An 11,365-nucleotide genomic window follows, 5' to 3' on the forward strand; every position below is an offset into this window, starting at 1 on the left:
CCGGAGCGGGCTTGCCCGGCGATTTAGGGCATACTTGCCCGCTTCGGCAGCCTTGAACCCGTTTCCCTCATGCGCATTCACGTCAGTTTTATCGACCGCGTCGGTATCACCCAGGAAGTGCTGGCCCTGCTGGGCGCCCGCAACCTCAACCTGGATGCGGTAGAGATGGTCCCGCCCAACGTCTACATCGATGCCCCGACCTTGAGCCCTGGCGTGCTGGAAGAACTGCACGATGCCCTGCTCAATGTCCATGGTGTGCAAACGGTACGCGTGGTCGATATTCTGCCCGGCCAACGCCGCCACCTGCAGCTCGATGCCCTGCTCGCCGCGATGAGCGATCCGGTGCTGGCACTCGATAGCGCCGGCCACATCATTCTCGCCAACCCGGCGCTGATTGCCCTGTATGGCCAGGAACCGGTCGGCCTGTCAGTCGCTGAACTGTTCAACGACGCCGGGCTGCTCGCCACCCTGATCGAAAACGGCTTTCACTTGCCGATGCGTGAAGTGCTGCTCAACGGCCAGACCCTGCTGCTCGATGCCACACCGATTACCAACGCCGGTGCCCTGCTGACCCTGTACCCGCCCAACCGCATCGGTGAACGCCTGTCGGCCCTGCATCACGACCACGCCGAAGGCTTCGATGCCCTGCTGGGCGACTCGCCAGCAATCCGTACCCTCAAAGCCCGTGCCTTGCGCGTAGCCGCTCTCGACGCACCGCTGCTGATCAATGGTGAAACCGGTACCGGCAAAGAGCTGGTCGCGCGTGCCTGCCACGCGATCAGCAGTCGTCACAGCGCACCGTTCCTGGCACTGAACTGCGCAGCGTTGCCGGAGAACCTCGCGGAAAGTGAACTGTTCGGTTACGCTCCCGGCGCCTTCACCGGTGCCCAGCGCGGCGGCAAACCAGGGCTGATGGAACTGGCCAACCAGGGCACCGTGTTTCTCGACGAAATCGGCGAGATGTCGCCCTACCTGCAGGCCAAGCTGCTGCGTTTTCTCAACGACGGCAGCTTTCGCCGCGTTGGCGGCGACCGTGAGATCAAGGTCAATGTGCGGATCCTCAGCGCCACCCACCGCGACCTGGAGAAGATGGTCGCTGACGGCAGCTTTCGTGAAGACCTGTTCTACCGTTTGAATGTCCTCAATCTGCAGGTCCCGCCACTGCGCGAGCGCGGCCAGGACATCCTGCTGCTGGCCCGTTACTTCATGCAACAGGCCTGCACGCAGATCCAGCGACCGCTCTGCCGCCTGGCACCGGCGACCTACCCGGCGCTGCTGGGTAATCGCTGGCCGGGCAATGTGCGCCAGTTACAGAACGTCATCTTCCGTGCTGCTGCAGTGTGCGACAGCAACCTGGTCGATATTGGCGATCTGGATATCGCCGGCACCTCGGTGGCGGGCGAGCACGGCGGCGAAGTCGATAGCCTGGAGCAAGCGGTGGAGGATTTCGAACGTGCGTTGCTGGAAAAACTCTATGCCAGCCACCCGTCTACACGGCAACTGGCAACGCGCCTGCGCACCTCACACACCGCCATTGCCCACCGCCTGCGCAAGTACGGCATCCCCACCAAGGCCTGAATGCAGCCTCAGCTGTAGCGAAAACGCTACGGCGTAATGAAATCGCTACGGAGCGTTTCCAGGGCTGTATGGCAAGGTTTTGATCCACCTGATGTTTTTCTTTTGTCCTGCCGTGTAGCGATTTCGCTACACGGCAAAATTTCATTCATCTCGAATAAAACATAACTCTTTGTTTTTTAACGATTTTTTATTTATGGCCGCAATATTGCTATGGAAACACTACCTATCTGTGCTCAGCGCCGTACCTGAGCCACGCCTGTTCCCGAGGAGTTTCCATGAGCGAGTTGCGTTTTACCGAAGATCACGAATGGCTGCGTACTGAAGCTGACGGCAGCGTCACGGTCGGGATCACCGCTTTCGCCCAGAACGCGCTGGGTGATGTGGTCTATGTGCAGTTGCCAGAGCTGCAAAGCTATGACCAGGGCACCGAAGCCTCGACGGTCGAGTCGGTAAAAGCGGCAAGCGGCGTGTACATGCCGTTGAGCGGCGAAGTGGTCGCAGTCAACCACCAGCTTGAAGCCAACCCTGAGCTGGTCAACGAAGATCCTTTGGGCGAAGGCTGGTTCTTCCGTTTCATTCCAGCCGATGCCGGCGCCGTTGCGCAACTGCTCGACCAGGATGCCTACGACCGCCTGATCAAAGCCAACGCTGACGCCTGAGGACTCGCCATGACCATCAATCTCGGCACTGCCAACGAATTCATCGCCCGTCATATCGGCCCACGCCAGAATGACGAACAACAGATGCTCGCGGCCCTCGGCTTCGACTCCCTGGATGCCATGAGTGCCGCTGTCATTCCTGACAGCATCAAGGGCACCAGCGTGCTGGAACTGGGCGCAGGGCAAAGCGAAGCCGACGCCCTGGCTTCAATCAAAGCCATTGCCGGCAACAACCAGCTGTTCAAGAACTTCATCGGCCAGGGTTACTACAACTGCCACACCCCGGCGCCGATCCTGCGTAACCTGCTGGAAAACCCGGCCTGGTACACCGCCTACACCCCGTACCAGCCAGAAATCTCCCAAGGCCGTCTGGAAGCACTGCTGAACTTCCAGACCTTGATCAGCGACCTCACCGGCCTGCCGATCGCCAACGCCTCGCTGCTCGATGAAGCTACCGCTGCCGCAGAAGCCATGACCTTCTGCAAGCGCCTGAGCAAGAACAAGACCAGCCACGCTTTCTTCGCTTCCGTGCATTGCCACCCACAAACCCTCGACGTGCTGCGCACCCGTGCCGAGCCGCTGGGCATTGAAGTGGTTGTCGGTGACGAGCGCGAGCTCGACGATGTCAGCGCCTTCTTCGGCGCCCTGCTGCAGTACCCAGCCAGCAACGGTGACGTCTTCGACTACAGCGAACTGGTCGCGCGTTTCCACGCCGTCAACGCCCTGGTCGCAGTAGCTGCTGACCTGCTGGCCCTGACCCTGCTGACGCCACCGGGTGAGTTCGGTGCTGACGTCGCCATCGGCAGCGCTCAACGCTTCGGCGTGCCGCTGGGCTTCGGTGGCCCGCACGCCGCCTATTTCTCGACCCGCGATGCGTTCAAACGCGACATGCCAGGCCGTCTGGTCGGCGTGTCCATCGACCGCTTCGGCAAGACTGCACTGCGCCTGGCCATGCAAACCCGCGAACAGCACATCCGTCGCGAGAAGGCCACCAGCAACATCTGCACCGCCCAGGTGCTGCTGGCCAACATCGCCAGCATGTATGCGGTCTACCACGGTCCGCAGGGGCTCAAGCAAATCGCCCAGCGCACCCACGCCCTGACCGCGATCCTTGCCGCTGGCCTCAAGCAAATCGGCGTCAGCGTTGAAACCGAAGCGTTCTTCGACACCCTGACCCTGGCCACCGGCGACGCGACTGCGGCCCTGCACGACAAGGCCCGCAGCCAGCGCCTGAACCTGCGCCAGATCGACGCCCAGCGCCTGGGCCTGTCGCTGGACGAAACCAGCACCCAGGCTGAGGTTGAAGCACTGTGGCAGCTGTTTGCCGACGGCAAGGCCGCTCCAGACTTCGCTGCCCTGGCCGCCAGCACCGCCGCGCAACTGCCTGCTGCCCTGCTGCGTCAGTCAGCAATCCTCGAGCACCCGGTATTCAACCGCTACCACAGCGAAACCGAGCTGATGCGCTACCTGCGCCGCCTGGCCGACAAAGACCTGGCCCTGGACCGCACCATGATCCCGCTGGGTTCGTGCACCATGAAGCTCAACGCCGCCAGCGAAATGATCCCAGTCACCTGGGCCGAATTCGGCGCCTTGCACCCATTCGCACCGGCTGAACAAAGCCAGGGTTACCAGCAACTGACCGACGAACTGGAAGCCATGCTCTGCGCCGCCACCGGTTATGACGCCGTGTCGCTGCAGCCGAACGCCGGCTCCCAGGGCGAATACGCCGGCCTGCTGGCCATCCGCGCCTACCACCAGAGCCGTGGCGATGCCCGCCGCGACATCTGCCTGATCCCGTCTTCGGCACACGGTACCAACCCGGCCACCGCCCACATGGCCGGTATGCGCGTGGTCGTGACCGCCTGTGACGCCCGCGGCAACGTCGATATCGACGACCTGCGCGCCAAAGCCATCGAGCACCGCGAGCACCTGGCTGCACTGATGATCACCTACCCGTCGACCCACGGCGTGTTCGAAGAAGCGATCGGCGAAATCTGCGCGATCATTCACGACAACGGCGGCCAGGTGTACATCGACGGCGCCAACATGAACGCCATGGTCGGCCTGTGCGCTCCGGGCAAGTTCGGCGGCGACGTTTCGCACCTGAACCTGCACAAAACCTTCTGCATCCCGCACGGCGGTGGCGGCCCGGGTGTCGGCCCGATCGGCGTCAAGTCGCACCTTGCACCGTTCCTGCCTGGCCATGGCCATATGCAGAACAAGCAAGGCGCAGTCTGCGCAGCGCCGTTCGGCAGCGCCAGCATTCTGCCGATCACTTGGATGTACATCCGCATGATGGGCGGTGCCGGCCTCAAGCGTGCTTCGCAAATGGCCATTCTCAACGCCAACTACATCGCCCGCCGCCTGGAAGAGCACTATCCTGTGTTGTACACCGGCAGCAATGGCTTGGTGGCACACGAGTGCATCCTTGACCTGCGCCCGCTCAAGGACAGCAGCGGCATCAGCGTTGATGACGTGGCCAAGCGCCTGATCGACTTTGGCTTCCACGCCCCGACCATGTCGTTCCCGGTAGCGGGCACGTTGATGATCGAACCGACCGAAAGCGAGTCCAAGCAAGAACTGGATCGCTTCTGCGAGGCGATGATCCGCATCCGTGAAGAGATTCGTGCGGTGGAAAACGGCAGCCTGGACAAAGACGACAACCCGCTGAAAAACGCCCCGCACACCGCCGCTGAACTGGTCGGTGAGTGGAGCCATCCGTACAGCCGCGAGCAAGCGGTGTATCCGGTGGCAACACTGGTGGAAGGCAAGTACTGGCCTCCGGTCGGTCGCGTCGACAACGTGTTTGGCGACCGCAACCTGATCTGCGCTTGCCCGTCGATCGAGAGCTATCAGGACGTCTGATGGCCTCATCGCGGGGCAAGCCCGCTCCTACTGTGGGAGCGGGCTTGCCTCGCGATCCCCTTCATCACAATAGGGCACGACCATGTCACTGAGCGTCTTCGACCTGTTCAAGATCGGCATCGGCCCCTCCAGTTCCCACACCGTAGGCCCTATGCGCGCTGCCGCGCGTTTTGCCGAAGGCCTGCGGCGCGACGGCCTGCTGACTGCCACGGTCAGCGTCAAGGCCGAACTCTATGGCTCACTCGGTGCCACCGGCAAAGGCCATGGCAGTGACAAGGCGGTGTTGCTTGGCCTTGAGGGCGAGCACCCCGACAGCGTCGATACCGACAGCATTGCCGCCCGCCTGCAGCAGATCCGCAGCACTGGGCATCTGAAACTGCTGGGCGAGCACGACATCGAGTTCAGCGAAAAACAGCACCTGGCGATGATTCGCAAGCCCTTGGCCTATCACCCCAACGGCATGATCTTTCGTGCCTTTGACCAGGCCGGTCTGCAGATTCGCAGCCGCGAGTACTACTCGGTGGGCGGTGGCTTTGTCGTCGATGAAGACGCCGCCGGTGCCGACCGCATTGTCGAGGACAGCACTGCGCTGCCCTTCCCGTTCAAAACCGCCAAAGAGCTGCTCGGCCACTGTGCCGCGCAGAACCTGTCGATCAGCCAGATCATGCTGGCCAATGAGGCGGCCTGGCGCCCGGAAAGCGAAACCCGCGCTGGCCTGCTGCGAATCTGGCAGGTCATGCAGGACTGCGTTACCGCCGGTTGCCGCAACGAAGGCATCCTGCCGGGTGGGCTCAAGGTCAAGCGCCGGGCTGCAGCCCTGTATCGCCAGCTGTGCAGCAACCCGGAAGCCAGCTTGCGCGACGCGCTGTCGGTACTCGACTGGGTCAACCTCTACGCCCTGGCCGTCAACGAAGAGAACGCCTTCGGCGGGCGCGTGGTCACGGCCCCAACCAATGGTGCCGCAGGCATCGTCCCGGCGGTTTTGCACTACTACATGCGCTTTATCCCCGGCGCCAACGAAGACGGTGTGGTGCGCTTTCTGCTCACCGCCGCAGCGATTGGCATCCTCTACAAGGAAAACGCCTCGATCTCCGGTGCCGAAGTCGGTTGCCAAGGCGAGGTGGGGGTGGCCTGTTCGATGGCCGCTGGTGCCCTGTGCGAAGTCATGGGGGGCAGCGTGCAGCAGGTGGAGAACGCCGCTGAGATTGGCATGGAACACAACCTGGGCCTGACCTGCGATCCGATCGGCGGGTTGGTTCAGGTGCCTTGCATCGAGCGCAATGCCATGGGCTCGGTCAAGGCTATCAACGCGGTACGTATGGCACTGCGCGGTGACGGTCAGCATTTCGTCTCCCTCGACAAGGTCATTCGCACCATGCGCCAAACCGGCGCCGACATGAAAAGCAAATACAAGGAGACCGCCCGCGGCGGTCTGGCCGTCAACATCATCGAGTGCTGACACCCTCTCAAGCCCCAAGGAGTCATCAATGTCTACCGATACACTGCTGCAGACCCCGCTGCACGCCCTGCACCTTGAACTGGGGGCACGCATGGTGCCGTTCGCCGGCTACGACATGCCCGTCCAATACCCGTTGGGGGTGATGAAAGAGCACCTGCACACCCGCGAACAGGCAGGCCTGTTCGATGTCTCGCACATGGGCCAGATTCGCCTGAGTGGCGCCAACGCCGCCAAGGCCCTGGAAACCCTGGTACCGGTCGACATCATCGATTTGCCGGTCGGCATGCAGCGCTACGCGATGTTCACCAACGAACAAGGCGGCATCCTCGACGACTTGATGGTCGCCAACCTGGGCAACGACGAACTGTTCCTGGTGGTCAACGCGGCCTGCAAAGACCAGGACCTCGCCCACCTGCGCGAGCACATCGCTCACCAGTGCCAGATCCAGCCGCTGTTCGAAGAACGCGCGTTGCTGGCGCTGCAAGGCCCGGCAGCGGTCAACGTCCTGGAGCGCTTGGCCCCTGAAGTTGCGAAGATGACCTTCATGCAGTTCCAGCCGGTGCAACTGCTCGGCGCCGACTGCTTTGTCAGCCGCTCTGGCTACACGGGTGAAGACGGCTTTGAGATTTCGGTGCCTGCCGAGCAGGCCGAAGCGCTGGCCCGTCGCCTGCTGGCCGAGCCGGAAGTGGCACCGATCGGCCTTGGCGCGCGTGACTCGCTGCGCCTGGAAGCGGGCCTGTGCCTGTATGGCCATGACATGAATGCCCAGACTACACCGATCGAAGCCAGCCTGTTGTGGGCGATTTCCAAGGTCCGTCGCGCAGACGGCGAGCGTGCCGGTGGCTTCCCGGGTGCCGAAAGCGTGTTCGCCCATCAACAAGGTGGGGTTGCGCGTAAACGCGTCGGCCTGCTGCCACAAGAGCGTACGCCAGTGCGTGAAGGCGCCGAGATTGTCGACGAAGCGGGCACTGTCATCGGTACGGTGTGCAGCGGCGGCTTCGGGCCAACCCTGAACGCCCCGGTGGCAATGGGTTACCTGGATGCAGCGCACACTGCACTGGACACAAACGTCTGGGCGATTGTTCGCGGCAAGCGTGTGGCAATGAAAGTCAGCAAGATGCCATTCGTAGCCCAGCGTTACTACCGCGGCTGAATCGTTAGTTGAAACTTTGTGTCATGTAGCGTTCGAGTTTTCGAATTCGAACGCTTTTTATAACAATCGAAAAGCAACGCAACAGCGCTTGGAATGAGGCGGAAAAAAATCGACCGAACGGCTGCTAAAAGGTAGAACGGCAGCGGCTTTGAGGGCTTGTTTTTGCCGACAGAGTTAGCGTAGAGTCACTGCACTGTGTTTGCATGGGTCGCTATGGTTCGTGACCTGGGCAGTAGCGCTGAGATTTGCTACAACCCGTTCGACGTCTCTTACTTTCCTGCAACCCAGCCCAGTACTCTTTCATTTGGAAGAAGCTGTTACTAATTCTAAGTTTCAAAGGAAATAAGACAATGTCCCAACGTCAGAGCGGTACCGTCAAGTGGTTTAACGACGAGAAAGGTTTTGGTTTCATCACTCCAGAAAGCGGTCCGGATCTGTTCGTACACTTCCGCGCTATCCAGGGTAACGGCTTCAAGAGCCTGAAAGAAGGCCAGAAAGTCACCTTCATCGCCGTGCAGGGCCAAAAAGGCATGCAGGCTGACGAAGTTATCGCGGAAGCCTGATTCCCGATTAAAAAGCCCCTGCTGGCAACAGCAGGGGCTTTTTTGTGCCCGCTGAAAACCTGTGGGAACAACTGTCTTGGTCATCTTGTGGGAGCGGGCTTGCCCCGCGATTGCGATTTGCCTGTATCAGCGCATCGCGGGGCAAGCCCGCTCCCACACACACAGATCAACGAATTGGCTGCGTATTCTCGTAGAATGGCGGTTTTGCCAAAGGAGGGCCTGTGTATGCCCAAGCAGTTGTTGCAGCCCCAGGGCGATTTCCCTGCCGTTGGCCTGGGTCGGCGCCTGGCCGCCATGTTCTACGATTTCCTGTTGTGCACCGCGCTGCTGATCGTTACCGCCGGGGTGTACAAGATGATCCAGATGGCGATCATCGGTGAGACGCGCATGCGCGCGTTGACCGACGCTGGCGCCCTGGACGGCGACCCGTTGCTGTCGACCCTTTTGCTGTTCGCCCTGTTCGGCTTTTTCGCCAAGTTCTGGACCCACGGTGGGCAGACACTGGGCATGCAGGTATGGCGCATACGCGTACAGAACGCCGACGGCAGCGCAATCAGCCTGTGGCAGGCGCTGCTGCGCTTCCTCGTTGCCATCGCCTCGTGGCTGTGCCTGGGGCTGGGTTTCATCTGGTCGCTGTTCGACAAGCGCCAGCGCAGCTGGCACGACATCTACTCCGATACCCAACTGGTCCAGCTCCCGAAACGCAAATAGCAGCTGTAGGAGCGGGCTTGCCCCGCGATGCGATATGCCTGACAGACCCCTATCGCGGGGCAAGCCCGCTCCTACAGTGCCCACAAAAAAGCCGACCCTAGGGTCGGCTTTCTTATGCCTGCAAACCTACCCGGCTCGCCGCAACATCCACAGCCCGGCACCGGCGCATATCGCTGCAGGTATCACCACAGCCAGCAACGGCGGGAAGCCGAAGACCTGGCTGGACGGCCCGAGCAGGTCCTGAGCAATGCGGAACACGAAGCCCACCAGTACCCCGGTGAAAACCCGTTGCCCCAAGGTTACCGAACGCAGCGGACCAAAGATGAACGAGATCGCCATCAACACCAGCGCAGCAGTGACCATCGGTTGCAACACCTTGGTCCAGAACGCCAGCCAGTAGCGGGCATTGTTCAGGCCCTGATCAGACAGGTAGTGGATGTAGTCCCACAGGCCGGTGATCGACAGGGATTCAGGCGCCAACACCACGGTGTTGAGCAACTGAGGGGTAACCGTCACATCCCAGCGCTCTACCGGAGCCTTGATGACTTCGGTGTGATCGCCACGGAAATGCGTGGTGGTCACGTCGCTCAATTGCCAGTGATCTTCCTGATACTGGGCACGACGGGCAAAGCTCGAGGTCACCAGATGGCGCTCGTTATCGAAACGGTAGCGCGTGACACCGTACAACAGGCCATTCGGCTGCACCGAGTTGATGTGTACGAACTCTTCACCCTGACGGTGCCACATCCCGCGCTTGGAGCTTTGCGCATCGCCGCTGCCCTGAGCCAGCGAGCGGTCGGCCTGGGCCTTGTTCTCGGTGACCGGCGCCAGGTACTCACCAATCAGGATACCGACCAGCATCAGGACCAGCATCGGCTTCATTACCGCCCAGACGATGCGCCCGATGGAAACCCCGGCCGAACGCATGATGGTCAGCTCGCTGCTGCTGGCCAGGCTGCCCAAGCCAATCAGACAGCCGATCAGTGCAGCCATCGGCAGCATGTCGTACAGACGCCGTGGCGCGGTCAGCAGAACGAAGCTGCCCGCATCCCAGAGGGTGTAGCTGTCGGTGATGTCACCCATCTCGTCGATGAAGGCAAACAACGACGCAAGGCCGAGAATAATGCCGAGCACGGCAATGATCGCCAGCAAGACGCTCTTGCCGATGTAGCGGTCGAGCTTAACCATGAGCCACCTCCGCACGACGCGCGGCGCGCTTGAGGCGCAGTGGCTCCCAGTACATCAGCCCCAGGCCGATGAGCAGGAAGACTCCGTGGACCCACCAGATGCCCAGACCGATCGGCAATTTGCCTTTCTCCAGAGCACCACGTACAGCAATCAGCATGGTCAGGTACGCCATATACAGAAGAATCGCCGGCAGCAGCTTGAGGAAGCGGCCCTGGCGCGGGTTGACCCGTGACAGTGGCACCGCTAGCAGGGTGACCACGAACACCAGCAGCGGCAACGACAGACGCCATTGCAGTTCGGCACGTTCACGACGGCCATCGCTGGCAAGCAGTTCGGACGTCGGAATGGCTTCACGGTCAGTAATTTCTTCGCTGACCTCAGGTTTGGGCAGCAGCACGCCGTAGGTGTCGTACTTGATGGCGCGGTAGTCGGCCTGCCCCGGGTTGCCATCATAGCGGTAGCCGTTTTCCAGAATCAGGTAACGGTTACCGTCGGCACCGATTTCCTGACGGCCTTTTTCAGCGACCAGCACCGATGGCGCGCGTTCCTTGGTCTTGTCCTGAGAGAAGCGTTTCTCGGAAATGAACACCCCGGCCAGGTTGGCGCGGTCTTCGGACAGTTGCTCGGTGTAGGTGACCCGAGAACCGTCGCGCAAGGTCTGGAAGCGACCAGGCACCAGGGTATCGAACTCGGTCAGGGCATCTTGCTGGTTGATGATCTGGGCGACCTGGGTGACGCCCTGAGGCGCCAGGCCGAGGCTCAGCCAGGCCACCAGTACGGCAACCAGGGCCGCCGGTGCCATGGTCATGCCAAGCAGGCGCTGCTGGCTCATGCCAGTGGCCGACAGCACGGTCATTTCGCTTTCAAGGTAAAGCCGACCGTAAGCCAGCAGGATGCCCAGGAACAGGCCCAGCGGCAGGATCAACTGCAAAAACCCTGGCAGACGGTAGCCCATGATCAGGAACAGTACACCCGGATCGAGCATACCTTGGGCCGCCTGGGCCAGGTACTTGATGAAGCGCCCGCTCATGATGATCACCAGCAGCACGGCGCTGACGGCACTCAAGGTCACCAGGACCTCGCGGGACAGATATCGGAAGACGATCAAACCAGACACTCCTGGGTTGTCAGGCTCGGACAGCCAAACAAAAAATCCATAACAGCCAAGAATAGTTGCTGGCTCGCCACA

The 11,365-nt window shown here is 61.4% G+C and carries 9 protein-coding genes; 7 read left to right on the forward strand and 2 right to left on the reverse strand.

What is annotated here, in order from left to right; all coding sequences use genetic code 11:
* Positions 1 to 69 precede the first annotated feature (69 nt).
* The 7 genes from ACVWSC_RS23295 to ACVWSC_RS23325 all read left to right on the forward strand — a co-directional run bounded on the left by ACVWSC_RS23295 (position 70) and on the right by ACVWSC_RS23325 (position 8,988).
* Positions 70 to 1,578, forward strand: coding sequence for a sigma-54-dependent transcriptional regulator (locus ACVWSC_RS23295; RefSeq protein WP_442109396.1), 1,509 nt, complete (start codon positions 70 to 72; stop codon positions 1,576 to 1,578).
* A gap of 275 nt (positions 1,579 to 1,853) precedes the next feature.
* Positions 1,854 to 2,237 carry a glycine cleavage system protein GcvH gene (gcvH, locus tag ACVWSC_RS23300; protein WP_442109397.1) on the forward strand — a complete coding sequence of 128 codons (384 nt, stop codon included), beginning with the start codon at positions 1,854 to 1,856 and terminating at the stop codon, positions 2,235 to 2,237.
* Positions 2,238 to 2,246: 9 nt separating this feature from the next.
* Positions 2,247 to 5,102 carry an aminomethyl-transferring glycine dehydrogenase gene (gcvP, locus tag ACVWSC_RS23305; RefSeq protein WP_442109398.1) on the forward strand — a complete coding sequence of 952 codons (2,856 nt, stop codon included), beginning with the start codon at positions 2,247 to 2,249 and terminating at the stop codon, positions 5,100 to 5,102.
* An 82-nt stretch (positions 5,103 to 5,184) separates the two neighbouring features.
* Positions 5,185 to 6,561, forward strand: a complete 1,377-nt coding sequence (locus ACVWSC_RS23310; RefSeq protein WP_442109399.1) for an L-serine ammonia-lyase — start codon at positions 5,185 to 5,187, stop codon at positions 6,559 to 6,561.
* A gap of 28 nt (positions 6,562 to 6,589) precedes the next feature.
* Positions 6,590 to 7,714, forward strand: coding sequence for a glycine cleavage system aminomethyltransferase GcvT (gene gcvT / locus ACVWSC_RS23315; RefSeq protein WP_442109400.1), 1,125 nt, complete (start codon positions 6,590 to 6,592; stop codon positions 7,712 to 7,714).
* A 350-nt stretch (positions 7,715 to 8,064) separates the two neighbouring features.
* The gene (locus ACVWSC_RS23320) at positions 8,065 to 8,277 is read left to right on the forward strand and encodes a cold-shock protein (protein WP_010220199.1); all 213 of its coding nucleotides are present in this window, start codon (positions 8,065 to 8,067) and stop codon (positions 8,275 to 8,277) included.
* Between the two features lie 225 nt (positions 8,278 to 8,502).
* Positions 8,503 to 8,988, forward strand: coding sequence for an RDD family protein (locus ACVWSC_RS23325; RefSeq protein ID WP_442109401.1), 486 nt, complete (start codon positions 8,503 to 8,505; stop codon positions 8,986 to 8,988).
* A 126-nt stretch (positions 8,989 to 9,114) separates the two neighbouring features.
* On the opposite strand, the gene lptG is transcribed toward ACVWSC_RS23325, so the two are convergent.
* Both lptG and lptF read right to left on the reverse strand, forming a co-directional pair.
* Positions 9,115 to 10,176: an LPS export ABC transporter permease LptG gene (gene lptG, locus ACVWSC_RS23330; protein WP_442109402.1), complete on the reverse strand. Its 1,062-nt coding sequence runs from the start codon at positions 10,174 to 10,176 to the stop codon at positions 9,115 to 9,117.
* A complete protein-coding gene (gene lptF, locus ACVWSC_RS23335) occupies positions 10,169 to 11,284 on the reverse strand; it encodes an LPS export ABC transporter permease LptF (protein ID WP_442109403.1) in 1,116 nt (371 codons plus the stop codon). Before lptF ends, lptG begins: the two co-directional genes overlap by 8 nt.
* Positions 11,285 to 11,365: the final 81 nt, after the last annotated feature.

The organism is Pseudomonas sp. NUPR-002, assembly GCF_056322725.1.